Raw genomic sequence first — 25,791 nt, 5'->3', positions numbered from 1 at the left:
TTGTAGGCCCGGTAAGCGTAGCGCCACCGGGCAAAACAAAGCGCGCGCTATCGCTCGTCGCGACGCCCGCCCACCGCTGCCCACCAGCGACGAATATGCACCGTCACCTCTTCGCGGTCGTGATACAGCTGGCGCGCCTGGATCTCCACGTTAATCCCGTGTTCATCCAGCTGCTCCTGAATGTACGCCAGGTTCTGCGACACCTCCTCATAGCGCTTTTTCATCGGCAGCTTGAGGTTGAAAATGGTCTCACGGCACCAGCCGTTCACCAGCCAGGAGGCCATCAGCGCGGCCACTTTTGCCGGCTTCTCAACCATGTCGCACACCATCCAGGAGATGTTGTTACGGTTCGGACGATAGCGGAAGCCGTCCTCGCGCAGCCAGGTAACCTGCCCGGTGTCCATCAGGCTTTGCGCCATTGGACCGTTATCAACGGACGATACCCACATGTTGCGTTTCACCAGCTGATAGGTCCAGCCGCCCGGGCACGCGCCAAGGTCGACGGCGTACATGCCGTTTGCCAGACGCTCGTCCCACTCGTCCGCCGGGATAAAGACGTGGAACGCCTCTTCCAGCTTCAGCGTGGAACGGCTTGGCGCATCGGCCGGGAAGCGCAAACGCGGGATGCCCATAAAGAACGGAGAGTTGTTGGTGGTGTACGAATAGCCCGTATAGCAGCAGCCCGGTGCGATAAAGAAGATATGCACCACCGGACGCTTCGGCGTTTCGTAATTCGTCAGCACGCCCGCATCACGCAGCGCCGCGCGTAGCGGCACGGTGAACTTGCGGCAGAACTTCATCAGCTCTTTACTTTCGTTGGTATCCGCGACTTCAACGCGCAGATCGCCGCCCTTCTCCACCATGCCCTGCAGCATGCCGACGATAGGCGTGATGCGGTCTTCCGGTGGAAGATCCTTCAGCAGCTCACCCGCGACAAACATCTGGCGAGCAAAGATCAGCGAGCTGAACGGCAGCTCGCGCGCCAGCTTATCCGCGTCTTCAGGCTGATAGCACTCGAAGACCACATAGCCCGCGTTCTCTTTTACGCGGGCAAAGCCGAAGACTTCGCGCTTCGCCGCTTTATCAGTAATTTCCGCGGCGCACTCTTTCTCAAACCCCGGGCGACAATATAAAACAACCTTATTCATGAACAACGCCCTTGCGTTTCAGACGGATAGCTCCGATAAACATTAATACCCAACCCGCCAGGAAACTGAATCCGCCGACAGGGGTAACGAACGCCCACAGGCGCAGATGCGAGAGCGCAAGGCAGTACAGGCTACCGCTAAACAACACGGTACCCAGCGCCATAAACACGCTGCTCCAGTAAAACCAGATACTGATACGGCGCTGCATCGCCACCGCCAGCCCAAAAATGGCCAGCGTATGGAATGCCTGATATTCAAGGCCGGTCTGGATCCAGCCCATCTCTACAGCGCCCAAAGACTTGCTTAATACATGTGCGCCAAAAGCGCCCAGTGCGACAAAAATAAAGCCACTTACCGCGGCAAAAATCAGCATGAATCGGCTGGTCATGTTTACGTCCTGAATTGATGCGTGCCCGGCACACAAACGTTATTGTTCATACCTGAAGCGGAATTTTTCTTGCTCGGTTGCCGCTTTCGCCAGTATCCACTGCCGGAAGGCGGCTATTTTACCCAGTTCTGCCTGACTGTCATGACAAACCAGATAAAATGCATTCTTGCTGACCAGAACATCATTAAAAGGGCAAACCAGGCGGCCTGCCTCAATTTCGGACTGCGCCATGACGTTGTTCGCCAACGCCACCCCCTGCCCGTGAATGGCAGCCTGTAACACCATTGCACTGTGGCTAAAAATGGGTCCCTGCTGCACGTTTATATGTGTAAGACCTAATTGACGGGTATAAGTTTGCCAGTCGCGGCGAGAGGCATCATGCAAAAGCGTATGCTGAGCCAGGTCAGCGGGCGACTTCAGCGCCTTGTCGCCCGTTAACAGCAGAGGAGAACAGACCGGCAGGAGATATTCTGCGTATAATTTTTCAACGCGCAAGCCCGGCCAGTTACCGCGACCATAAAAAATGGCGACGTCGACATCATCGGCCAGCTTGTCCTCCTGACGGTCAACCGCCTGGATTCGAACGTCGATCCCCGGATAAGCTGAGTTAAAGCTTGAGAGTCTGGGAACCAGCCATTGAATGGCAAAACTGGGCAATAAACTGACGGTCAGAGCACCTTTTGCACTACGAGCCTGTAACTTACGCGTGGCTTCCGTAAGCTGGGAAAAAATCTCTTTAATATCCTGAAAATAGCTCTGCCCCTCTTCGGTCAACAGCAACGAACGGTTGCGTCGACGAAACAGCTTAAGGCCCAGAAAATCCTCCAGTGACTTGATTTGGTGACTTACTGCGGCCTGTGTCACAAAAAGCTCATCTGCTGCGCGGGTAAAGCTCAGGTGACGTGCTGCTGCATCAAAAACACGTAATGCATTGAGGGGTGGCAATCGCTTTGACATGGTTATCTGGCTTAGATGTTAACGGATTTTAACAAACAGGAAACAACGTTTAACCTATTAGTTTTTTTTATCTGAGCCATTATAATTTGTCCGTTGAGGAACTACCAGCAAATACCTATAGTGGCGGCACTTCCTGAGCCGGAACGAAGAGCTTTTTTTCGGAATGCGTGTTCTGAAGGGCTTTTGGCTTACGGTTGTGATGTTGTGTTGTTGTGTTTGCAATTGGTCTGCGATTCAGACCACGGTAGCAACGCTACCAATTTTTCACTTCCTGTACATTTACCCTGTCTGTCCATAGTGATTAATGTAGCACCGCCAATTTGCGGTGCTTTTTTTTCGCTTACGATCTGTTAACGCGCGATCTCTTTCATCTCTTTCACGTCCGTGCGGTTGATCTGCTGCTTGTTCCCGTTAGCATCTTTGTACGAAATCATCCCGGTATCATTATCGGTAGTCGGTTTCCCTTCCGAAACGATAGAACGACCATCGTTAGTGTGCATCACGTAGTTGTTACCAGAACAGGCGCTCAGGGCAAAGGTAAACGCACAGGCAGAAATGATTGCAGCTGTCTTATTCATGATTATTCTCCTTTAGCAATTAATGCTATTCAAACCTCGATTTATAACAGGCTAAAACATCCGCCTAACACTATTTAGCATAACCTGCTTTTTAGAGGTCGCCAGGATAAGCAGACAATTCTGATAGATATCAACCTCCTTGCCCTGCCGCGGAAATTGCGCGACGATCGCTATATTGACATGAGGAATCCCATGAACGCTTTCAGTCCTGCGCAGTTCCGCGCACAGTTTCCGGCGCTGGCCGATGCCGGTATTTACCTGGATAGCGCCGCCACCGCCCTTAAGCCACAGGCGGTGATTGAGGCCACGCAGCAGTTCTACGGCCTGAGCGCCGGGAACGTGCATCGCAGCCAGTTCGCCGAAGCGCAGCGATTAACCGCGCGCTATGAAGCCGCACGCGATCGGGTGGCGCGCCTGATCAACGCCGAAAGCGGAAAAAATATCGTCTGGACGCGCGGCACGACCGAGGCCATCAATATGGTGGCCCAGTGCTATGCGCGCCCGCTGCTGCAGCCGGGCGATGAGATCGTCGTCAGCGAAGCGGAACATCACGCCAACCTGGTGCCGTGGCTGATGGTGGCCGAACAAACGGGTGCGCGCGTGGTGAAGCTCCCGCTGGGTGCAGACCTGCTCCCCGACGTGGCGCGTTTACCCGAGCTGATTACCCCCCGCAGCCGCATTCTGGCGCTCGGACAGATGTCGAACGTCACGGGAGGTTGCCCGGATCTGGTTCAGGCTATTCGTATAGCCCATGCCAGCGGGATGGTGGTGATGGTTGACGGCGCGCAGGGCGTGGTGCACTTCCCCGCCGACGTGCAGGCGCTGGATATCGACTTCTATGCCTTCTCAGGACATAAGCTCTACGGGCCAACCGGCATAGGGGCGCTGTACGGTAAGCCGGAACTGCTGGCAAAAATGACGCCATGGCTCGGTGGCGGCAAGATGATTACCGAAGTCTCGTTCGATGGCTTCAAAACGCAGGATGTCCCCTATCGCCTGGAAGCCGGTACGCCGAACGTAGCGGGGGTGATTGGCCTGAGCGCGGCGCTTGAGTGGCTGGCTGAGACAGACATTGTTCAGGCTGAAAGCTGGAGCCGGGGGCTCGCAACGCTGGCAGAGGAAGAACTCAAAAAGCGCCCGGGCTTTCGCTCGTTCCGCGTTCAGGACTCCAGCCTGCTCGCCTTTGATTTTGCGGGCGTGCACCATAGCGACATGGTGACGCTGCTGTCCGGGTACGGCATTGCCCTGCGTGCCGGACAGCACTGCGCCCAGCCGCTGCTGGCGGCGCTCGGCGTGAGCGGCACGCTGCGCGCCTCGTTTGCGCCGTATAATACCCAAAGCGACGTTGACGCGCTGGTGAGCGCCGTTGACCGCGCCCTTGAAATACTGGTGGATTAATGACTCACGCTGCTTTAGCCGGACATCCGTTTGGCATGGTCATCACGGAAGAGACCTTAAAACAGACCTTCGCCCCGCTCTCACAGTGGGAAGATAAATATCGCCAGCTGATCCTGCTGGGTAAACAGCTCCCTGCCCTTTCAGACGATCTTAAAGCGCAGGCGAGAGAAATCGCTGGCTGTGAAAACCGCGTCTGGCTCGGGTTTAGCGTATCCGGGGAGAAGCTGCACTTCTTCGGCGACAGCGAAGGCCGCATCGTCCGGGGCCTGCTGGCCGTATTGTTGACCGCGGTTGAAGGGAAAAGCGCGGCGGAGCTGCTGGCGCATTCGCCGCTGGCGTTATTTGACGAGCTTGGGCTGCGCGCGCAGCTCAGCGCCTCGCGCGGTCAGGGTTTGATCGCGCTCAGCGACGCGGTCCAGGATGCCGCACGTCAGGCTCAGGCCTGACGTTCCGCCTTCGCCATCATTTTCTTGAGGGCGTGAGACACCGCCACAAAGCCGAAGGAGGCGGTCACCATGGTGGCCGCACCAAACCCGGAGGCGCAATCCATTCGTTTTGGCCCTTCCGCCGTGCTTTTCATTGCACACACAGAGCCATCCGCCTGCGGGTAGACCAGCGCTTCGGTCGAGAACACGCAGTCGACGCCCAGCTTGCCTTTGCTGTTCTTCACCACGTTAAAGTCGCTTTTCAGGCGTTCACGCAGCTTGGCCGCCAGCGGATCCTGAATGGTTTTTGCCAGATCGGCCACCTGGATCTGCGTCGGATCGATTTGGCCGCCCGCGCCGCCCGTCGTGACCAGCGGCACCTTGTAGCGACGGCAGTATGCGATCAGCGCCGCTTTTGGCCGCACGCTGTCGATGGCGTCAATCACGTAGCTGTAGCCTTTGCTCATGTACTCCGCGACGTTATCTGCCGTCACAAAGTCGTCGATCACCGTAACCTGACATTCAGGGTTGATCAGGCGGATACGCTCCGCCATGACCTCAGACTTCGCCAGACCGACGCTATCGCGCAGGGCGTGGATTTGGCGGTTGGTGTTGGTGACGCAAACGTCATCCATGTCAATCAGCGTGATTGCGCCAATACCGGTTCTCGCCAGCGCTTCTGCCGCCCACGACCCCACACCACCAATGCCCACGACGCAGACATGCGTATCCGCAAACAGCTGCAGGGCTTTTTCACCATATAAACGTGCCGTTCCGCCAAAACGCTGGCGCCAGGCGTCGCTGATTACCACAGACATAAAACCTCAGATGTAAAAAGGGTGAGGTATTCCTCACCCTGAACAGTAATCCGTATTGCGCTCAGAATACCACAATCAGCCGCTGAATACGTTTCCGGCACCCGGTGCCGCTTTCAGTACCCACACGCGTCCGTAGTGGTTATACCAGCCCGCGCGATGGCCTGCGTCAGGGCCAATACCCTGATAGATATCGAAGTGCTGGCCTTTAATCGCCCCACCGACGTCCAGCGCTACCATCAGACGCAGCTCGTACTGGCCGTTGAACTTGCCGTTGTTGTCCAGCAGCGGGACCTCTGCCAGCAGCGTAGTGCCCGCAGGAATAATCGACCGATCCGATGCCACCGACGCGCGGCCAATCAGCGGTACCGCACTCGCCCCTTTCACCGGCGCAAAGTTTTGCGGTTTGAAGAAGACAAACGACGGGTTCTGCTCCAGCAGCTCACGCACCTCGGCTTCGCTGTGCTTCTCGCCCCACTCGCGGATCGCCTGCATCGACATATCTTCTTTCTTCACTTCACCGCGGTCGATCAGCACCTTGCCGATACTGCGGTAGGCGTGGCCGTTTTTACCGGAATAGCTGAAGAAGTTAAGCGGTGAACCGTCGCCAAAATCAATGTAGCCGCTGCCCTGAACGTCCATGATGAAGTTATCCATCAGGGAGTTGCTGTAGGCCAGAACGTAATTTTCGCTCAGCGCGCCGGCGTAGATCTCAGCGCGCGACGGCAGACGACCGCGTTTCGGCGGCATACGGTAGATAGGATACTGGAACTCGCCCTGACGCGAGTGTCGCGCCTGGATAACCGGGGTGTAATAGCCGGTAAACTGGACGTTGCCGTAGTTATCCGCCCCTTCCATCTGCCAGGCGTCAATACCAAACTGGCGCATATTGCGCGTATCGCCGCCCGCTTTCAGCCAGTCCTGGACCGCGTTATACACGCTACTCTGGGAGCCATACAGACGCGGCGACGCGTTGCGGATCTGGTAGACCTGCTCGGAGAAATCACCGGCATTAATCGGTGCGCCGACGGCATCAGGCTGATTAACTAAAGAGAAAGGCTGGGATAACTTCCCGTCTTTATACTGTTGACCGCGATCGGTCGGTTTGGAAGAACAGGCCGCAAGAATCGCTACCATTGCGCCCGCCATCAGATACTTCGCCCAACGTCCTTTCATTATATCTCGTCTTTAAGTTGCCCATTTCCGCGTGATGAAGATAACAAACCGCCAGGGCTAATGAAATGCGTTCACATGCCCTTTGGCAAATTTTGCGCAAAAAATAGTCCAAACAGGGCCATATCGTTCAATTTACATACAAAATCATGATTTATGTGAAAAAGGGGTTGCATCACAAACCTATCCGAGTATAGTGCGCATCCACGGACGCGGGGTGGAGCAGCCTGGTAGCTCGTCGGGCTCATAACCCGAAGGTCGTCGGTTCAAATCCGGCCCCCGCAACCAACACTTCTAAAAACAATAAACACCCTTAAGGGTGTTTTTTTGTATCTGCAGTTTGTGAAACTGCCGGGCGTTTACCCGGCTGAAAGATTTACCCGCGTCGCGCCAGCGTCGCCCCGTCAGAGAAATACGCCCGTATCCCCGCCAGAATCGACTCCGCCACTTCCTGCTGGAATTTAGCGGTCTTCAGCTTGCGCTCCTCTTCCACGTTACTGATAAACGCGGTTTCAACCAGGATGGACGGGATATCCGGTGCCTTAAGTACCGCAAACCCGGCCTGTTCAACGCTGTTTTTATGCAGCTTATTGATGTTGCCCAGCTTGCCCAGCACCGCTTTACCAAACTTCAGGCTGTCGTTGATGGTCAGCGACTGCACCATATCAAACATGGTGTGATCGACGTAGCGGTCGCCGCTTTTGCTTACGCCACCAATCAGGTCCGAAGCGTTCTGGGTGTCCGCAAGGTATCGCGCGGCGGTACTGGTCGCGCCTTTTGTTGAGAGCGCAAATACCGACGAGCCGCTTGGCTGGCGGCTGGTAAACGCATCCGCGTGGATCGAGACGAAGAGATCTGCACGCTGCTTCTGCGCTTTCGCCACCCGGACCTTCAGCGGGATGAAGACATCTTCATTGCGCGTCATATAGGCGCGCATATTGCCCTCTTTATCAATCAACGCCTTCAGGCGACGGGCAATTTGCAGGACTACGTCTTTTTCACGCGTGCGGTATTTCCCCACCGCGCCGGAGTCTTCGCCGCCGTGGCCGGGATCGAGCATGATCACAATCGGGCGATCGCGCCCTGCTTTCCCCGGCTGCGGGCCGCTTTGCGCAGGCGGCACCTGACGCTGGAGATCGCCCTTGTTGTAGTCCTCCAGCAGCGCGAGCAGCGGATCCTGAATATCCGTTGCATTGGCCGGATAGAGATCCATCACCAGACGCTCTTTAAACGTCGCAACGGGTGCGAGGGCAAACAGCTGCGGCTTCACGTTCTGCTTAAGCTCAAAAACCATGCGCACGGTTTGCGGATCGAACTGCCCGACGCGCGCCGATTTAATAAACGGATCGTCACCGCGGATCTGCGCCGCCATTCCCTTCAGCACGGAGTTGAGGTTAACGCCTTCGAGATCCACCACCACGCGTTCCGGGTTGCTGAGGGCAAATTGCTTATATTTCAGCACGCGATTGGATTCTACCGTCACGCGCGTGTAGGTCGACGACGGCCAGACGCGCACCGCCACGACCTGGCTGGTGGCGGCAAGACCGACCTGACTGACGCTAAGCAACCACATTGCCCCGGCCCCTTTTAACAAACGGCGGCGGCTTATTGCTGAATTGGATCCCGACATGCTTCTCCCGAGCAAGAACACTGACTGATATACAAATTGTCCAGATTGACCGAAAACTTTAACGAATGACGCATAAACTGTCATCTATAAAAGGGTAAACAATCATACGCTAACGTACGGATTACTTACCAATTTCTGTGGGTCGCGGAAAATTTGCGCTTGCACACGCGGCTACAATCGAATAAAAATACAGAAATTACGAATAAACATTCATTAAGGGTTGTGCCATGGTGAAGGAACGTAGAACCGAACTGGTCCAGGGATTCCGCCATTCTGTTCCCTATATCAACGCCCATCGGGGAAAAACGTTTGTCATCATGCTTGGTGGCGAAGCCATTGAGCATGAAAATTTTTCCAGCATCGTCAATGACATTGGCCTGCTGCACAGCCTCGGAATCCGCCTGGTGGTGGTCTATGGCGCGCGTCCGCAGATCGACGCCAACCTGGCCGCACACCACCACGAGCCGATTTACCACAAGCATACCCGCGTCACTGATGCGAAAACCCTGGAGCTGGTAAAACAGGCGGCGGGTCTGCTGCAGCTGGATATTACCGCGCGCCTCTCCATGAGCCTGAACAATACGCCGCTACAGGGCGCGCATATCAACGTTGTGAGCGGCAACTTTATCATTGCCCAGCCGCTGGGCGTGGACGACGGCGTGGATTACTGCCACAGCGGCCGCATTCGTCGTATTGATGAAGAAGCTATTCACCGCCAGCTGGACAGCGGCGCCATCGTGCTGATGGGCCCGGTTGCCGTTTCCGTCACCGGCGAAAGCTTTAACCTGACGTCCGAAGAGATTGCCACGCAGCTGGCGATCAAGCTGAAGGCGGAAAAAATGATTGGCTTCTGCTCCTCTCAGGGCGTCGTGGACGGTGAGGGAACCATCGTACCGGAACTGTTCCCGAATGAAGCCCAGTCCCGCGTGGAGGCGCTGGAAGCCGAAGGCGATTACCACTCCGGTACCGTGCGTTTTCTGCGTGGCGCGGTGAAGGCCTGCCGCAGCGGCGTGCGTCGTAGCCACCTGATCAGCTATCAGGAAGATGGCGCCCTGCTGCAGGAGCTGTTCTCCCGCGACGGTATCGGTACGCAGATTGTGATGGAGAGCGCGGAGCAGATCCGCCGCGCCACCATCAACGACATCGGCGGCATTCTGGAGCTGATCCGCCCGCTGGAGCAGCAGGGCATTCTGGTACGTCGCTCGCGCGAACAGCTGGAGATGGAGATCGACAAATTCACCATTATTCAGCGCGATAACCTGACCATCGCCTGCGCCGCGCTCTATCCCTTCCCGGAAGAGAAGATCGGTGAAATGGCCTGCGTGGCGGTGCATCCTGATTACCGCAGCTCTTCCCGCGGCGAAATGCTGCTGGAGCGCGTAGCGGCACAGGCGCGCCAGATGGGGCTGAGCAAGCTGTTCGTCCTCACGACGCGCAGCATTCACTGGTTCCAGGAGCGCGGTTTCACGCCGGTGGATATCGATTCTCTGCCGGAAACGAAGAAAGAGATGTACAACTATCAGCGTCGTTCAAAAGTGCTGATGGCGGACCTGGGATGACACGACGCCCTCACCGTCCGGCGAGGGCTTTCATTCAAAGGGACTCAAATATTGCGCCCAGCCCGCTTCGGCGTTCCGTTCGGGTGGCAATCGCCTGCACCAGCACCCGTTCATCGGCATACAGCGACAGGCGCTGACGCGCGCGCGTAATGGCGGTATAAATCAGCTCGCGGGTAATGACGGGTGAAAGCTGCGTGGGCAGGACCAGCGCCGCGTGGTTAAACTCGGAGCCCTGGGATTTATGGACCGTCATCGCCCAGGCGGTTTCATGCTCGGGCAAACGGCTTGGCTGGAAAGACTTCACGCTCCCGTCCGGCATCTGGAACCAGACGCGCAGCCCCTGGCCGCAGTCGAGCGCAATCCCGATGTCCCCGTTAAACAGCCCCAGCGCGCTGTCGTTGCGGGAAATCATTACCGGTCGCCCCTCATACCAGCGCGAGTGTGGGTGACGGGTTATCTTACGTTTTTGCGCCAGCAGCTGTTCCAGCCTGTCGTTCAGCCCCCGGACGCCAAAAGGCCCTTCCCTCAGCGCACAGAGCAGCTGATATTCGCCAAATGCGGCAATGACCTGCTCCGGCATAGCGTGCTGCTGTACGCCAGTCAGAAAGTGCTGGTACCCCTGCAGGGCATCATCCAGCATCGCCTGATAAGCCTCCCCGCTTTGCAGCGATTTTTTCTCAATATCGGTGTAGGTGCCGTCAAATACCGCCGCGGTTGTGCGCCGATCACCCCGATTCACGGCCGCCGCAAGCTGGCCAATACCGGAGTCGCTGCCGAAACGGTAGCTTTTTTGCAGCAGACACAGGCTGTCGCGCAGCGCCCCGGCAAGCGAATGGTTTTCAGACGAGAGCGAACATCCGGTGAGTCGGGCAAGCTCCTGCGCGCGTTCAGCGGTATATCCCAGGCTGGCATACGTGCAGATGTCACCCAGCACGGCCCCCGCCTCTACGGAGGCAAGCTGGTCGCGATCGCCGAGGAAAATGACGCGCGCGTGCGGCGGGAGCGCATCAATCAACCGCGACATCATCGTCAGGTCAATCATCGACGCTTCATCCACCACCAGCACGTCAAGGTGTAAGGGGTTACCGGCATGATAGCGCAAACGCTGGCTACCCGGCTGCGCGCCCAGTAATCGGTGTAGCGTGCTGGCTTCATTTGGGAAGAGCGCGAGCTGCTCTCCGGTGAGCGGCAGCTTTTGCAGCGCGCCGCCGAGTGATTCCGTCAGACGTGCCGCCGCTTTACCGGTGGGAGCCGCCAGGCGAATACGGCACTTTTGCTCCCCCGTTAGCTGAATCAGTGCCGCAAGCAGCTTTGCAACGGTGGTCGTTTTTCCGGTGCCCGGGCCGCCCGATATCACCGATATCCGCCGCGTTAACGCCACGGCAGCCGCCACTTTCTGCCAGTCCGTCGCCTCATCAGAGGTAAACAGCGCATCCAGCGTTTGCCGAAGCTGCGCTTCATCGCAGGGAAGCGGGGCGTTGTTCTCGCTGAAGAAGCGCGCTACCGTCAGTTCGTTACGCCACAGCCGGTTAAGATACAAACGCTCGCCGACCAGGATCATCGGCGTCCCGGTATCGGCTCCGCTCACGGCAGGCGAGCTGAGTAATGTCGCCTGCCAGTCCACCGCGTCACCCAGCAGCGCGAAACATTCCTGTAAAGCCGGAGGCGTTTTCTCATCCACCGCCAGACGCGACAGCGGCAGACACACGTGCCCCTCCCCCGCGTCTTTGCTCAGAATAGCGGCGGCAAGCATAACGGCAGGCTCCTCGCCTGCCACCATCATGGCAAACTGCACGTCCAGGTGGCGCAGTAATCGTTGTTCAACCGCCTCCAGCAGTAGCGCCTGCATCGTCATGCCATCTCCTCCGTGCCTGCGGCAAACAGGTTATCCATTTTTTCAATCAGTTCCGTAGCCGGACGGGTGCTAAAGACGCCAGAACGCGGGTCGTTGGCGTCCACGCCGCGCAGGAACAGGTAAATAACGCCGCCAAAGTGGTCTTCGTAGCGGTAATTGGCCATGCGGTGACGCAGGTAACGGTGCAGCGCCAGGGTATAGAGCTGATACTGCAAATCGTAGCGATGCATTTGCATCGCCGAGGCCATCGCCTGCTGGGTATAGGCTGTGCTGTCTTCACCCAGCCAGTTCGATTTGTAATCGAGCAGGTAGTAGCGCCCTTCGTGGCGGAACACCAGGTCGATAAAACCCTTGAGCATCCCCTGCACCTGGCGGAAGTTCAGCGGCGGGCACCCGGCGGATAACGGATCGTACTCGCGGACCAGCGCGTCAAGCGCCTCGGCCCTGAGCGGGCTGGCGATGGGAAGATAAAACTCCATCTCCACCTGCTTATCTTTGGCGGTCAACTGGCTAAGCGAGATCCCCTGCGTCGTGAGCGGCGCGTGCAGTACCGCGCGGATCCAGTCGGTGAGGACCGGTTGCCATTGCGCATCGTAGCCACCGCTCTGTAACATCTTCAGCACCCACTCTTCGGAAACCGGCTGGGTAAAATCCAGCTCTTCAAACAGGCTGTGCAAAAACGTGCCCGGCGAGGCGCCGCGCGGAAACTGGTGCGGCGTCAGCACCGGCTCAGCGGGCGCGCTACCGGCACCTGCGGCATCCACGTCCAGCTTTGGCATCAGATCCTGCGCAATACTCTGCCCGTGCTGCTGCAAACCGGAATAGCTGGTGACGCGCCAGTCGTCGGCAATGGAACGCACAACCTGGCGGGCATGGAGCGCTGAATCGCGCAGCTCCGGCATCTGCCAGCGGCTGTTGTCGGGCTGCGACGGAATATGCAGGGCAATATGCTCCGTGCAAAGCGATTCGATACACTGGCGCAGGCCCGCCGCGTCTTTAGGTTCACCCTGCTGAATAAGCCGTCCCAGCGCGCTCAGATGAAAATCGCTCTCCCCGCTCTTTTCGCCACGACGACGGAACAGCGGCGCAACGCCCAGGCTACAGTGCCAGACCGAGCGGGTCAGCGCCACGTAGAGCAGGCGTAAATCTTCCGCCAGACGTTCGGCCTCAGCCAGCTCAACGCTGGACTCCGCGTTGCTGAGATCGAGCACCGCCTCGAACGACTCGCGATCGTGGTAAAAGGCCTGATCCTGCGCGCGGTAATTGGCGATAAACGGCAGCCAGACCAGCGGATATTCCAGGCCTTTCGACTTGTGGATGGTGACGATCTGCACCAGATGCTTATCGCTTTCAAGGCGCATCTGCTGGCTGGACGAATTACTGTTCGGATCGGCAATCTGCTGCGCCAGCCAGCGCACCAGGGCGTGCTCGCTCTCCAGTTGAGTTCCCGCTTCCTGCAAGAGTTCGCTGATGTGCAAAATATCGGTTAGCCGCCGCTCGCCGCCCGCCGTTGCCAGCATATTCTCCGCAATATGCCGCTGTGCCATGAGCTCGCGCACCATCGCCATCACGCCGCGCTTCTGCCATTTTTCGCGGTAGCGAACAAATTCGTCTACCACGGCATCCCACGCGGCTTCGTCATGGTTGAGCGCATCAATATCCCGCGCGTTCAGCCCAAGCATCGCGCTCGCCAGGGCGCTGCGCAGCGTGCTTTCCCGCTCGGGAGCCAGCACGGCCTGCAGCAGCCATAGCATCTCCTGCGCTTCCAGCGTTTCAAATACGCTGTCGCGGTTTGAGAGGTAGACGGAAGGGATATTCAGTAACGTCAGGGCATCGCGAATGAGCGCGGCCTCCTGACGGCTGCGCACCAGCACCGTAATATCCGATGCCTTTACCGGGGCAGGTTTATCCCCCTTCCACAGCAGCGCATCGCCACGCGCGCCCGCGCTGAGCCAGTCACGGATTTGCGCGGCACAGTGCTGGGCCATGGCATTTTGGTAGTCGGCAACGCCGCAGCCTTCACCATCCAGCAGCCAGACGTTCATGGCAGGCTGCGTCACGCCGTTAAACTCGAAGCGCAACGAGGCATTTTTTGGGGCAAATTTCACCGGCTGGAACGGGATCTCGCGAAACATAAACGCCGTATCCATGCGGCTAAACAGCGCGTTGACGCTTTCCACCATGCCGGGAGACGAGCGCCAGTTGGTGCCGAGCGTGTAGTGCGCGTCAACCTCGCTGCGGGCTTTCATATAGGTAAAAATATCGGCGCCGCGGAAGGCGTAAATGGCCTGTTTTGGGTCGCCGATGAGCAGCAGCGCGGTGTCGGGCTGCTCGCGCCAGATGCGGCGGAAAATGCGGTACTGCTGAGGATCGGTATCCTGAAATTCGTCAATCATCGCCACCGGGAAACGGGTGCGAATCGCGGCGGCAAGCGCTTCACCGTTTTCACTGCACAGCGCGGCGTCGAGGCGGCTCAGCATATCGTCAAAGCCCAGCTCACCCCGGCGGCGTTTCTCACGCGCGACGGCTTCGCGAATTTCCGTCATGGCGCGGGTAATCACCAGATCGTTGAGCGTGAGGGGTTCCGCCAGCAGGGCTTCAATCGCCACAAACAGCGGATGCTCAGGCACAATGCCGTCGGCTTTGGTTCGCTCAACCAGGAAACGCCGGGAGAATTTCTCCAGCGCGTCCGGGAGCTGATAGCCTCGCGTCTCTTCCTGCGCCCAGGCGCTGATCTTGTCGATCCATTTCCCCTGATTGCCACGGTTGAACTTGCGTCGGTCAATCCCGGAATTTTCGATGATGGCGTCAATCTCGCCAACGGACTCAATCCATTTTTGCTTAATCTCGGCAATCTGCGCGATGATTTTTTCATGCCGTGAGGCCAGCGTTTCATCTGCCGGCGGCGGGGATTTGATGACCGGCGCTTCCCCCTGCAGATAACGATCGATAGCGCGCAGCAGCGCCTCCGGACCCTTCCACAACGCATGTACCGCTTCGGCGATATCGCGCGGTAAAGGGTAGCAGTGGCGACGCCAGAAATCCGCGCAGGCCTGATAGCGAAGCACGGATTCATCTTCTATAAGCTGCTGTTCAAACAGCATGCCGGATTCAAACGCATTCAGGCTCAGCATGCGCTGGCAAAAGCCGTGGATGGTAAAGACGGACGCTTCGTCCATCTGCCGTTCAGCGAGCAGCAGCCACTGGGCTGCCTGTTGCTTATCGGCAATTTCTTCAAGAAGGCTGGCGTAAAGGGGGTTATCCGTGCTCTGACGCAGGCAGGCGATGCGCAGTTCGTGGATATTGCTACGAATACGGCCCCGCAGCTCAGCGGTAGCAGCCTCGGTGAAGGTCACCACCAGCAGCTCTTCCACGCTCAAAGGACGTGGAAAAGCGGCGCTGCCGCCAAGCCCTAACAGCAGGCGCAGATAGAGGGCGGCAATGGTGAAGGTTTTTCCCGTTCCCGCTGAGGCTTCAATCAATCGTTCACCCTGCAGAGGTAAACGTAAGGGATCAAGGGACTCAGCGGTATCGGTCATTCTTTCTTACTCCAGGGCATAGATTGCTGCAGCGCGCTGACGCTCTTCCAGACTTTCCAGCCTTTCGGGTTCACGTACTCCGTTTTCCCGTTCTGGCTACCGGAAACCTGAGACAGAATGGTAATACCCTGCGGCTTAATAACCGCCTGATGGAAGAAGTCGGCAACCTTCTGCGGCGTCAGCTGTTTTATCTCGGCCACTACTTTATCACGCGAATCAAATTTCAGATTACCGCGATCGAAATCTTTGCTCAGCTGCGAGGCCTCTTCACCCAGCGTCTGCGGCGGCTGCATCACCTGCGCAATAACGGCCTGCTGGATCTGAGCGAACTCTTCCGGCTTCATGGCGCGCAGTTTAGCTTCTACCTGCGGGAAGAAGGCCTGGTAACGCTGCCAGAGATAAGCCGGTTGTTTATCGCTGCTTTGCAGCAGGAAGCCCAGCCCCCACTGACGACCGACGTTCATAGAAAAGGCAAACACCGCGTAGCCGAGCTGCTCCTCCGTGCGTAACTGGTTATAGAACCACGGCTGAATAATCTGTCCCAGCACGGCACTCTGCGCTGAGCTGGCAAATTCATCGTAGCCCGTTGGCACAAATACCGCGGCCAGCGCGGAATCCGTGCTGTTACCCGCCTTTTCAAAAATCACATTCTGTTTTTTCTCAACCAGCACGTCCTGGTTGCGACACCACTCGTCGCCTTTTGACCCGAGCTGAGTGCGCACGTTCTCCGCCAGAGTTTTGGCCTGCTGCTCGCTCATGTTGCCGACAATCAGGAACTCCGGACGCGTGTTGGTTTTCAGCGCGTCGCGGTACGCCAGCACGTCTTTTAAGGAGATGGAAGGCAGAAGCGCGCGGCGATCTTCTCGCTGGAAATAAGGCACCTGCGACAGCATTTGCGCGGGCATCAGCGCCAGATCGTAAGCTTTACCTTTCTCCGCAGAATCCATCATCTGCGCATACCACGATTTGGCCTGCTCAAGCTGCTCCTGGGTTGGCGTGTAGCTAAAATAGCCCTCCAGCAGGGCCTGGAACAGCTGAGGCAAACGCTGGGTATAGCCGTTTGCATTGAGCATCAAGCCGTTGTTGGCGTTGGTGGAGAAGCTGATCCCACCCACGGCCGCCTGGTTGCTGAGCTGATCGAGCGCGATCCCGGCGAGATAGTCATTGAGCGCGAACATCACCTGATTTTTGGCGCTGTTCATCGCTTTCGGGTTACGCAGCACCACGCTGACATCGGCCTTTGGCTCACTGGCGAAATAGCGGCTTGGGGTATACACCACGCGCAGCGTCGGCTCATCAATGATGAGTTCGGGGTGCGGGTAATCTTTCGTCGTTTTGATAAGCGAGAAGTCGTCCGGAATATAGGGGTTCAGCTCCGGCAGCTTTAATGCAATCTCCCCGGCCTTCTTCTGCCAGTCCGCGAAGGTCTGCGCGCTGATTTTATCCACCTGATAAGGGGCATCGACAAAATAGGCCGTCTTGTTGTGCGGTTCGTCCGGGCTGATGTACCAGATGCGAGCATTTTCAGGCGTCATCATCGCAAGGCGGGCCTTGACCGCCCCGGCATCATACTGGTCGGCAATATTGACCGCGTCGAGGGTGTGCTCCACCGGCACGCGGATCATGGTATCCGCCAGCCACTCCACGTAATCCATGTCGCGGGTAATGGACGGGTAGCGGAAATCGAGATCCAGCACGTGGGCGAGTTCGTCAAAATAATGCTTGTCGACGCCTTTCTCGCGCAGTAAGGAGAGGTAGCTAAAGATAGCCGCCACTACTTCATCACGGTTTGCCAGCCCTTTATCGGTCAGCGTGGCGGAGATCGCCAGCACGCCGCTATTGCCGTTCACAACCGGATCGGAGTCGGCGCGAATACCTTCCACCAGCCCCTGCTTTTGCAGCCAGTCAGACAGCGTACCCGGGCTACGGTTACCTATCAGGTAGGTCACCAGCTCATCGGTTTTACTGCGGAACTGTGCCGTGTTGTTATCGATGCGGAATTCCACGCGCAGCACTTTGCGCGGCATGGCAGGGACGTAGTGGATGACGATGCCTTTTTGCGCATCCGTGACCACTGGAACGGTGATTTCCGGCAGGTCGATATTTTTATTCGGCACCCGGCCAAACGTTTTGGCCGCCATATCTGCCAGCTCTGGCAACGGTTTATTGCTGTAGATGACCGCTTTCATCAGGTTGGCGGAGTAGTATTTATCGCGAAACGCGTGCAGGGCATCGAGCACCGGGCTGTCCGGCTTGTCGCTTAAGGTTTCCAGGTTACCGCCAGAGAAGCGCGAACCGGGGTGCGCGGGGTTGATGGTTTCGGCGCTGACCTGCGCCATACGCATACCGTCTCGCGTGCGGGCCATGGTCAGCTCGGCATTCACCGCATTGCGTTCACGATCGGCGTATTTTTTATCAAGCAGCGGCGCGGCGATAGCATCGGCAAGGCGATCGACAGCCCCTTCAAGCGCATCATTTTCGACTTCGAGATAAAAGGCCGTGCGGTACGGTGCCGTGCTGGCATTGTGGCTGCCGCCATGCATCTTCAGAAATTCGGACAGGCTATCTGGCTGTGGGTATTTTTTGGACCCCATCAGCGTCATATGTTCCAGATAGTGTGCAAGCCCAGGATGCGCGTCAGGATCTTCCAGCGATCCAACCGGCACCACTAATGCCGACAGGGATTTCACCGCCTGTGGATCGGAAACCAGCAGCACGGTCATGCCGTTATCAAGACGAATAGCCTGATATTGGCGGGTATCTTTTTCGCTTTTACGAATCGTTTCCTGGACGGGTTGCCAACCGGAGTCTGCCTGAGTGACAGGTACCCAGAGGGCGAAAAACAACACAAACGCTTTAAACAAGGTGCTACCTCTTTATCACGGCTACATCATTAACACACTGCGTGCTGGACACGCCAACATCTCTTTATTGGGTACATCAGTCCGTGATAAGAGGTGCATCATAAATGAACACCTCTGACTGCGCAATTTTTATACAGCGCTCAGGACTGATTAAATCTAAACAACGGCAGCAGGTAGCGCTGCGCCTCTTCCGTGATAGCCTCGAAGTACTCTGGCTCAAGCGTTCGCCATAAGCGCTGATACCAGACATCTTCACCTTCGCCACGCACCATCATGTTTCCTTCATAAGCCTGCATAAATTTACTGCGCGCTTTCTGCAGTGAAGACTCATCCGTTACCATCGCATCATTCTGCGCTTCATAACAGGCTTTTATCCAGGCACCGCCACTTTCCGGCAGTAACAGAAGCGGTTTGTTCATTCCCTGGCGGTAGCCCTCAATATACAAAGACAGATACCGTAACGCCTGTTCAGACTCCATCGGCGGGAAGCGCCACTCGCCCTCTTTGCGTACGAAGATCCGGCTTTCACCTTGATGACCCAACGCACTGTAGACAAGATGTTCCAGCCAGAGTTGCAATCCCTGGGAAACGCTAAGCATAGCGGGCCGCCAGCGCAGCAGCCCGTCCGGCTGAACCTGGGTTAACCAGCCTGTGAGCTCTACCCCGTTGCAGTTGAGATCGATTTCAATACTTTTGCCTGGCTGTCGGCACGCTCGTACGCGCTCTGCCAGCTCGGTCATCTCCTGACACTGCGCCTCCCAGACGATCTCCCCAAACGCGCCATAGGGCAGCTGACCTGCGGCACGGTAGCGGCGGTAAAGCTTGTCGGCATCTTCCTCTTCAACCAGCGCGTTCAGCAGCTGCAGGTTTAACTGGTAGCGCTCCAGCCCTTCCAGCGTAAAGGGCTCTGCATCAGGAATTTCACTCTCTTCAGAACGGAAGTTGACCTGCAGTCGCTGCTGGAAGAAGGCGCGCACCGGATGCGCCCAAAACCGCTGAAGCTGTTCAAAGGTCAGGGTGCCGACAGGAAACGGGTCAAGTTCCTGAATGAAATCGGTATGTGCACTCCCCTCATTTTTCGCCGCGGGTAGCCACTCCTGAGCATAGCTCTGGCGCTCGCTGGCAACGTAATTCACAGGGTCAAACGGCATGCGGCTGTGGAAACAGGTGATATGGGCTTTCACCCTCTGCTCGCTTTCATCACAGTTGCGATCTTCATCCCCCGGTAGATAGTGACTCTGGCCGATATAGTCCACCAGCTCCTGCACCAGAACGGAGGGGAAACGCTCGCTGTTGTCCTGAATGGAACGACCGATATAGCTGATATAGAGCTTGCTCTGGGCGGAAATCAGCGCCTCAAGGAAGAGGTAGCGGTCATCATCACGGCGGCTACGGTCGCCCCGTTTTGGATTCGCGCTCATCAAATCGAACCCCAGCGGCGCCAGCGCGCGGGGATACACGCCGTCGTTCATGCCGAGCAGGCAGACCACTTTAAACGGGATAGAACGCATGGGCATCAGGGTGCAGATATTGATGGGACCCGCCAGGAAACGCTGGCTGATTCGCTCCTGGTCAAGCCGCTGCGTCAACTCATCCCTCAACAGCGACAACGGGATGGCTTCCTGATAGTGGGAATTCACGCCTTCGTCGATGATAGCCTGCCACTGTGTTTCAATGAGCGCCATTGCCGCTTCGGTGTCGCTGTCCGGCAGGAAGAAATCATTGAGCAACGCCCTGCATACCGGAAGCCACGCTTCAAGCGGACGCGGCTGGAGCAGCTCGTGTCGCCAGCGGTTAAGCTGCATCAGCAGCGACGCTAAATGCCCCACCAGTTCAGCAATCAACCCGCTGGACTCATCGTAAGGCAGCACCTCGTTCCACTCGCCCTGGCTGCTCTCCATGGCGTAGCCCAGCAGCATACGCGTCAGGCCAAATCGCCACGTGTGCTGCCCGGTTGGAGGAAGTTCAAACTCCTGCACGTTATCGTCATCGATCCCCCAGCGGACCCCGGACTCATTCACCCACTGACGAAGGTAGCGCAGCCCCTCTTCATTGATGTTGAAGCGTGCGGCCAGCACGGGAACATCCAGTAGAGCCAGCACATCTTCGGAGATGAACCGGCTATCCGACAGTGACAGCAGAGTGATAAACGCCTGCAATACCGGATGCGACTGGCGGGCACGACGGTCAGAGATAGCGTAAGGCAGGTATCGCTCCCCCGTCGCGCTGCCAAAGACGGCCTGAATAAAGGGGCTGTAGCTGTCGATATCCGCCACCATCACCACGATATCGCGCGGCGTCAGGTCGGGGTCCTCCTGCAGCATCGCCAGCAGCTGGTCGTGAAGCACTTCGACCTCACGCTGCGGGCTGTGGCAGACGTGGAACGTGACGCTGCGATCGTCGGGATCCAGTTTTCGCTTATTGTCGCTGCGCTCGAACTCGTTCGCCGTCACGCCCATCACGACGCGGTTTTCCAGGTCCAGAATGTCTAACTGAATATTATGCAGCAGGCTGTCCGGGGCGATCTCCACAAAGGCATCCACGTCACCTTCACCTGAGGAAGTGATGTCTGAAAGCATGTGAATGTAGTCACGTCCGAGCTTACCCCATGAGGCAAGCAGCGGATTGGGCAGGTTCTGGATACCCTCTTCATCGAAAAGCTGACCGGCAGTCGAAACGTCTTTAAACAGAGGAACAGATCGCTCTTCAAAAAGGCGCTTTCTCTGGCGGCTTACCAGCCGGGCGAGCCAGCGTTCGTCGAGGATATCTCCCCAATACTGTCGGCAGGGGTTGGTAAACAAAATATGGATATCAATATGCTTACCGAGCGCATGCAACGCCTTCAGATAGACAGGGGGTAATGCGGATATCCCGCAGATAAAGACGCGTGACGGCAGCCGTGCCGGGCGCTCCGACGCATTTTCAAGTATCGAGATAAACCGGTCGTAAAGATTGGCGCGGTGCCACTTAGGCTGGCCCAGTTTCTCCGTATGATCCACCAGCGCTTTCCACAGCGGTGCCTGCCATATTTGCGCCTCCGGCAGCCCGTCAACCAGCTCACCCGCTTCCCAACGGATTAACCAGTCAGAACGGTATACCAGGTATTGGTCATAAAGATCGGCGGTGCGCGACGCCAGCTGGAACAGCTTGCGCTTATCGGTGTCATCATTGAGGTAGTGGCGCAGCATGGCAAATTCATCGCGCTGCAGCATTTCGGGCAGTAGCGCCATCAGCTTCCAGCTCATGGCCTGCTTGTTGAATGCACTCTGCTCCGGAATATCCGGCAACACGCGCACGAACATGTCCCAGATAAAGCTCGCGGGCAGCGGGAAGTCGATGTTCGCGGCTATGCCAAACTTGCGGGAAAGCGACATTTGCAGCCACTGTGCCATACCGGTGCTCTGCACCAGCACCATTTCGGGCTCAAAAGGATCGTCAAGCCGCTCGCGCTCAACGATAAATTCCATCAGCGCTTCCAGCACATCCAGACGATTTGAGTGGTAGACCCTTAACATAGACGCTCCCGACTACTGGCTAACCGGGCAATGCAGACGCGTTATCTCACCGCGCCGCCCCAGAGGAGAAATAAGTGTAACCGTGATGCTGACACATCCTGCGTGCGTTGTCTGCCCCCGACTGGCCTGCCAGCCTGCGGGGAGAACATTTGTTGAGAGCTGAGACTGGTTCCAGGCATGGTGCCAGAGCTGTCGATACTGATTGAGCTCGATAAACCGCGCCGCCAGCGCCCGCTGATAGCCCGACAGCGCCGTCACGACGATCGTCAGCAGCAGCATCGCCAGCAGGACCTCAACCATGCTAAATCCCTTTTCTCTGCTCACGGCATCTGACATAGCCTGCTCTCCTTAAGGGGGCAAAAATCGCTCCAGCCGTGAGGCGAAAAGCGAACTTTCCCATCGACAATCTCTCCTGCGCGCCAGAGCAGCAGGTCGCGGTCTCCGGCAATCAGCAACACCCGCGCCTCACTCAGGTGGCGCAAACACGCCCGCCACGCCGATGTCTTTTTGCACTGAACCTGTGGCTCTGACGACCAGCTCTGCATCCGTCCCCACTCAAGCGCGGCTTGTACCGTCGCCTGCTGCTGAAGCGAGCGGCTCTCGTCGCCAACGAGCGCGCTAAACGTGGTGAGCTGCTGATTGAGCCCTGTGAGGATCAGCGTACCGAGCACCAGTAAAAGCAGAACCAGCGCCAGCGAAGACATGCCGCGTTGACGATTCACAGGTTATACCCCGTGACCGAATACAACGCCTGCCAGGGTTCCCCCCGCGCGCCTTTGCGCATCGCGGCCAGCTCGATATGCAGCTCTGGCGCAAAACCGGCATGTTCCACTTTCCGCACGACAAAATGCGCGATCGCAAGCCTGTCCGGGTCGGTAAGCTTTTCCCACCCTTTCCCTTCACACGACGTTGCCCCTCGCTGGGTTTCCAGCGCGCCCGATTCCAGACGAAAACCGGTACTGTCATTTTCTGATGCCGTGTTGTCCCAGTTGCCGTTACTGTTGGCATCCCACCGCACAATGACGCAACTTCCTTTCCTGCCGATCGACAGCGCCTGTCCCTGACAGTTTCCCGCACAGTACCCCGCACGCTGAAGCTGTTTGCCAACGGCAAACAGCTGTTGCCAGACCTCTGCCTCCAGCTCTCTCTGGCCGGACTGCAGTAAGACCGCCCGCTGCAATCCGGGTAAAAAACGCGATGCGCTCATCAGCAAAAGACTGCTCATCGCCATGGCAATCAGAACTTCAGTCAGTGAAAAACCGCGCTGCCTCATTAACATGCCCCTCCCTCATAGACCTGACACATCCTGATGCGTCCCCCATTTGAGACAATAATCAGCCATTCTCCCGCACGGCTTTGAACGCGTACCCGCCCCGCCCATGCCGTATCCCGTAATCCATAAAACCCGAGTGACGGCGTGACCTCGCCGATCGCGACCTCGGGCCAGAGTGGGATCAGTACAAAGGGGCTGCCCTTCTCACAGCTTTGTACGGCAGAGCTCGCCAGACAGTCCCTGTCCCCCATCCGCTGACGGGTAATTTGATGGTCGCGGTTGTGGCGGTTGGCATGGTTGCGCAGAAACAGCAGGTAATCTCGCACCTGGCTGGCGGTTTGCCACAGCCGCTGCTGTCGTTGCCAGCAGTCCCAGCCGTACAGGCCTGAGGCGCTCAGGATAACGACAAGCGAAATCGCGACCAGCGTTTCGATAAGCGTAAAACCGTTCTCTTTTTTCATATCGGGAGTGTGGCGAAGCGGCGTGTACATGACGAGCGTCGAATCTTCGTTTTACGAGGCGTTATCCGGAGAATTAGAAGAGTTGCAGCGCGTTGCGCGCTTTGTGGATAGCGCTTCGGAAAACGAAATAAAGGCGAAAAAAAACCGGCGCTAAACAGCACCGGTTGTTTCACGCTTTATCGCATCAGATAGCGACGGGCGCTTTGATGCCGGGGTGCGGGTCGTAGCCCTCAATCTCGAAATCATCAAAGCGGTAGTCGAAGATTGATGCCGGTTTACGTTTGATAATCAGCTTCGGCAGCGCGCGCGGTTCGCGGGCCAGCTGGAGATGCGTCTGTTCCATATGGTTGCTGTAAAGGTGAGTATCGCCACCGGTCCAGACAAAATCGCCTACTTCCAGGTCGCACTGCTGCGCCATCATGTGAACTAACAGCGCATAGCTGGCAATGTTAAACGGCAGGCCGAGGAACACGTCACAGGAGCGCTGATAGAGCTGGCAGGAGAGCTTTCCATCCGCCACATAGAACTGGAAGAACGCGTGACACGGTGCCAGCGCCATTTTATCCAGCTCGCCGACGTTCCAGGCGGAAACGATGATGCGGCGCGAGTCCGGGTCATTTTTCAACTGGTTCATCACGGTGGTGATCTGGTCGATATGGCGGCCATCGGGCGTTGGCCATGCGCGCCACTGCTTGCCGTAAACCGGGCCCAGGTTGCCGTTCTCGTCTGCCCATTCGTCCCAGATTGAGACGTTATTTTCGTGCAGATACGCAACGTTGGTATCGCCTTGCAGGAACCAGAGCAGTTCATGAATGATCGAGCGCAGATGGCAGCGCTTTGTCGTCACCAGCGGGAAGCCTTCCTGGAGATTGAAGCGCATCTGGTGGCCAAAAATGGAGAGCGTACCGGTGCCGGTGCGGTCGTTTTTCGGCGTGCCCTCATCGAGCACTTTTTTCATCAATTCAAGATACTGTTTCATGGTTCCTCAGGAAAGTTGTTGCTGTGGACGACGACGATACGCCCAAATCATCATAATGGCACCCGCGACGATCATCGGAATGGAGAGGATTTGCCCCATGCTGATGTACTGTACCCACTCGCCGGTAAACTGTGCGTCCGGCTGGCGGAAGAACTCGACGATAATACGGAATGCGCCGTAGCCAATCAGGAACAGGCCAGAAACAGCCCCCATCGGGCGCGGTTTGCGGATAAACAGGTTGAGGATGATAAACAGCACTACGCCTTCCAGCGCCAGCTCGTACAGCTGAGACATATGGCGCGGCAGCACGCCGTAGGTATCGAAAATGGATTGCCACTCAGGATGCGACGGCAGCAGCGCGATATCTTCCGCGCGCGAGCCCGGGAAGAGCATCGTATACGGCACGCTCGGGTCAACGCGGCCCCACAGTTCACCGTTGATGAAGTTGCCCAGACGGCCTGCGCCGAGACCAAACGGGATCAGCGGTGCGATAAAATCTGACACCTGGAAGAAGTTGCGTTTGGTGCGTTTGGCAAAAATCACCATCACCAGGATCACCCCAATCAGGCCGCCGTGGAAGGACATGCCGCCGTCCCACACGCGGAACAGATAGAGAGGGTCGTTCAGGAATACCGGGAAGTTATAGAACAGCACATACCCGATACGGCCACCGAGGAACACGCCGAGGAAGCCCGCATACAGCAGGTTTTCCACTTCGTTTTTGGTCCAGCCGCTGCCTGGACGGCTGGCGCGACGGCCAGCGAGCCACATGGCAAAAATAAAGCCCACCAGGTACATTAGACCGTACCAGTGAAGCGAAACAGGTCCTACTGAGAAAATGACCGGATCAAATTCCGGAAAATGCAGATAACCACTGTTCATCTGTCACCACAAGATGTTGTTATTCCGCTGAAAGTGGACAGCGGTAGAAATGCGATTCTGCTGTAAGCAGAGGCTCCAAAGTTGCGAATCATAGCATAAGGCGGGCGCGGAGGATGCGCCAGAGATGTAAAAGATGTGTATAGGGTTTTATGCGCGCTGGCGCCCTCTCCCACAGGGCTGAGAAAGCCCCAGTAATTTTTTAACCGGAAGCGATAAATGTGGAATCAGGAAAATGAATGGCTTACAGCGATGTCCTGGTCCGGCTGTAAATCGCCGAAGCGTTTCCGGAAGGCCGGGGCGAGGCGCAGGGATGCGCCGAGAGGGCGTGGCCTGCAGGGATGCAGGCTCATGC

The 25,791-nt window shown here is 57.2% G+C and carries 21 protein-coding genes and 1 tRNA gene; 5 read left to right on the top strand and 17 right to left on the bottom strand.

What is annotated here, in order from left to right:
* Window positions 1-47 precede the first annotated feature (47 nt).
* The 4 genes from rlmM to ACJBF3_RS11545 form a co-directional block, all read right to left on the bottom strand.
* Window positions 48-1,148: a 23S rRNA (cytidine(2498)-2'-O)-methyltransferase RlmM gene (gene rlmM, locus ACJBF3_RS11560; protein ID WP_045331986.1), complete on the bottom strand. Its 1,101-nt coding sequence runs from the start codon at window positions 1,146-1,148 to the stop codon at window positions 48-50.
* Window positions 1,141-1,536 (bottom strand): DUF423 domain-containing protein, encoded by a 396-nt coding sequence (locus ACJBF3_RS11555; protein ID WP_023309031.1) that lies wholly within the window; start codon window positions 1,534-1,536, stop codon window positions 1,141-1,143. The genes rlmM and ACJBF3_RS11555 overlap by 8 nt, the downstream gene beginning before the upstream one ends.
* Window positions 1,537-1,575: 39 nt before the next feature.
* Window positions 1,576-2,493: a glycine cleavage system transcriptional regulator GcvA gene (gcvA, locus tag ACJBF3_RS11550; RefSeq protein WP_032643156.1), complete on the bottom strand. Its 918-nt coding sequence runs from the start codon at window positions 2,491-2,493 to the stop codon at window positions 1,576-1,578.
* Between the two features lie 350 nt (window positions 2,494-2,843).
* A complete protein-coding gene (locus ACJBF3_RS11545; protein WP_045331989.1) occupies window positions 2,844-3,071 on the bottom strand; it encodes a YgdI/YgdR family lipoprotein in 228 nt (75 codons plus the stop codon).
* Between the two features lie 192 nt (window positions 3,072-3,263).
* Here ACJBF3_RS11545 and csdA point away from each other — a divergent pair, with 192 nt between their 5' ends.
* Together csdA and csdE are read left to right on the top strand one after the other, a co-directional pair.
* On the top strand, window positions 3,264-4,469 hold the full coding sequence (gene csdA / locus ACJBF3_RS11540) for a cysteine desulfurase CsdA (RefSeq protein WP_045331991.1): 1,206 nt from the start codon (window positions 3,264-3,266) through the stop codon (window positions 4,467-4,469).
* A complete protein-coding gene (gene csdE / locus ACJBF3_RS11535) occupies window positions 4,469-4,915 on the top strand; it encodes a cysteine desulfurase sulfur acceptor subunit CsdE (RefSeq protein WP_045331994.1) in 447 nt (148 codons plus the stop codon). The genes csdA and csdE overlap by 1 nt, the downstream gene beginning before the upstream one ends.
* On the opposite strand, the gene tcdA is transcribed toward csdE, so the two are convergent.
* Together tcdA and mltA are read right to left on the bottom strand one after the other, a co-directional pair.
* On the bottom strand, window positions 4,906-5,712 hold the full coding sequence (gene tcdA, locus ACJBF3_RS11530; protein ID WP_045331997.1) for a tRNA cyclic N6-threonylcarbamoyladenosine(37) synthase TcdA: 807 nt from the start codon (window positions 5,710-5,712) through the stop codon (window positions 4,906-4,908). The genes csdE and tcdA overlap by 10 nt on opposite strands.
* A 75-nt stretch (window positions 5,713-5,787) precedes the next feature.
* Entirely contained in the window at window positions 5,788-6,885 is a 1,098-nt protein-coding gene (gene mltA / locus ACJBF3_RS11525; RefSeq protein WP_045332000.1) for a murein transglycosylase A, read from the bottom strand.
* A 208-nt stretch (window positions 6,886-7,093) separates the two neighbouring features.
* Between mltA and ACJBF3_RS11520 the strand changes: the two genes are divergently transcribed.
* Window positions 7,094-7,170: transfer RNA gene (locus tag ACJBF3_RS11520), tRNA-Met, on the top strand.
* An 88-nt stretch (window positions 7,171-7,258) separates the two neighbouring features.
* Here ACJBF3_RS11520 and amiC read toward each other — a convergent pair.
* Window positions 7,259-8,512 (bottom strand): N-acetylmuramoyl-L-alanine amidase AmiC, encoded by a 1,254-nt coding sequence (gene amiC, locus ACJBF3_RS11515; protein ID WP_021242006.1) that lies wholly within the window; start codon window positions 8,510-8,512, stop codon window positions 7,259-7,261.
* 227 nt (window positions 8,513-8,739) lie between these two features.
* Between amiC and argA the strand changes: the two genes are divergently transcribed.
* Window positions 8,740-10,071 carry an amino-acid N-acetyltransferase gene (argA, locus tag ACJBF3_RS11510; RefSeq protein ID WP_045329136.1) on the top strand — a complete coding sequence of 444 codons (1,332 nt, stop codon included), beginning with the start codon at window positions 8,740-8,742 and terminating at the stop codon, window positions 10,069-10,071.
* Window positions 10,072-10,105: 34 nt separating this feature from the next.
* On the opposite strand, the gene recD is transcribed toward argA, so the two are convergent.
* The 8 genes from recD to ACJBF3_RS11470 form a co-directional block, all read right to left on the bottom strand.
* The gene (gene recD, locus ACJBF3_RS11505) at window positions 10,106-11,926 is read right to left on the bottom strand and encodes an exodeoxyribonuclease V subunit alpha (protein ID WP_045329138.1); all 1,821 of its coding nucleotides are present in this window, start codon (window positions 11,924-11,926) and stop codon (window positions 10,106-10,108) included.
* Entirely contained in the window at window positions 11,923-15,465 is a 3,543-nt protein-coding gene (recB, locus tag ACJBF3_RS11500) for an exodeoxyribonuclease V subunit beta (RefSeq protein WP_045329140.1), read from the bottom strand. The genes recD and recB overlap by 4 nt, the downstream gene beginning before the upstream one ends.
* A complete protein-coding gene (gene ptrA / locus ACJBF3_RS11495; RefSeq protein WP_045329143.1) occupies window positions 15,462-18,329 on the bottom strand; it encodes a pitrilysin in 2,868 nt (955 codons plus the stop codon). The genes recB and ptrA overlap by 4 nt, the downstream gene beginning before the upstream one ends.
* A gap of 140 nt (window positions 18,330-18,469) precedes the next feature.
* Window positions 18,470-21,844: an exodeoxyribonuclease V subunit gamma gene (gene recC, locus ACJBF3_RS11490; RefSeq protein ID WP_045329145.1), complete on the bottom strand. Its 3,375-nt coding sequence runs from the start codon at window positions 21,842-21,844 to the stop codon at window positions 18,470-18,472.
* Window positions 21,845-21,856: 12 nt separating this feature from the next.
* A complete protein-coding gene (locus ACJBF3_RS11485) occupies window positions 21,857-22,180 on the bottom strand; it encodes a prepilin-type N-terminal cleavage/methylation domain-containing protein (protein ID WP_045329148.1) in 324 nt (107 codons plus the stop codon).
* Entirely contained in the window at window positions 22,165-22,566 is a 402-nt protein-coding gene (locus ACJBF3_RS11480; protein WP_045329150.1) for a DUF2509 family protein, read from the bottom strand. The genes ACJBF3_RS11485 and ACJBF3_RS11480 overlap by 16 nt, the downstream gene beginning before the upstream one ends.
* Complete coding sequence (locus tag ACJBF3_RS11475; RefSeq protein WP_045329152.1) at window positions 22,563-23,123, bottom strand: prepilin peptidase-dependent protein; 561 nt, start codon at window positions 23,121-23,123, stop codon at window positions 22,563-22,565. The genes ACJBF3_RS11480 and ACJBF3_RS11475 overlap by 4 nt, the downstream gene beginning before the upstream one ends.
* The gene (locus ACJBF3_RS11470) at window positions 23,117-23,578 is read right to left on the bottom strand and encodes a prepilin peptidase-dependent protein (protein WP_045329317.1); all 462 of its coding nucleotides are present in this window, start codon (window positions 23,576-23,578) and stop codon (window positions 23,117-23,119) included. Before ACJBF3_RS11470 ends, ACJBF3_RS11475 begins: the two co-directional genes overlap by 7 nt.
* A gap of 28 nt (window positions 23,579-23,606) precedes the next feature.
* Here ACJBF3_RS11470 and ACJBF3_RS11465 point away from each other — a divergent pair, with 28 nt between their 5' ends.
* Window positions 23,607-23,732, top strand: a complete 126-nt coding sequence (locus tag ACJBF3_RS11465; protein ID WP_258526880.1) for a hypothetical protein — start codon at window positions 23,607-23,609, stop codon at window positions 23,730-23,732.
* Window positions 23,733-23,762: 30 nt separating this feature from the next.
* Here ACJBF3_RS11465 and thyA read toward each other — a convergent pair whose 3' ends face one another.
* Both thyA and lgt read right to left on the bottom strand, forming a co-directional pair.
* Window positions 23,763-24,557 (bottom strand): thymidylate synthase, encoded by a 795-nt coding sequence (thyA, locus tag ACJBF3_RS11460; protein WP_045329154.1) that lies wholly within the window; start codon window positions 24,555-24,557, stop codon window positions 23,763-23,765.
* A 6-nt stretch (window positions 24,558-24,563) separates the two neighbouring features.
* Window positions 24,564-25,439: a prolipoprotein diacylglyceryl transferase gene (gene lgt, locus ACJBF3_RS11455; RefSeq protein WP_028014284.1), complete on the bottom strand. Its 876-nt coding sequence runs from the start codon at window positions 25,437-25,439 to the stop codon at window positions 24,564-24,566.
* Window positions 25,440-25,791 lie beyond the last annotated feature (352 nt).

Origin of the sequence: Enterobacter sp. PP-008-ECC_S150, from assembly GCF_045257065.1 — a bacterium.
GTDB classification, from domain to species: Bacteria; Pseudomonadota; Gammaproteobacteria; order Enterobacterales; family Enterobacteriaceae; genus Enterobacter; species Enterobacter chengduensis.
The sequence above is the reverse complement of the archived record's forward strand: the minus strand, read 5'-3'. Positions and strand labels throughout refer to the sequence as shown.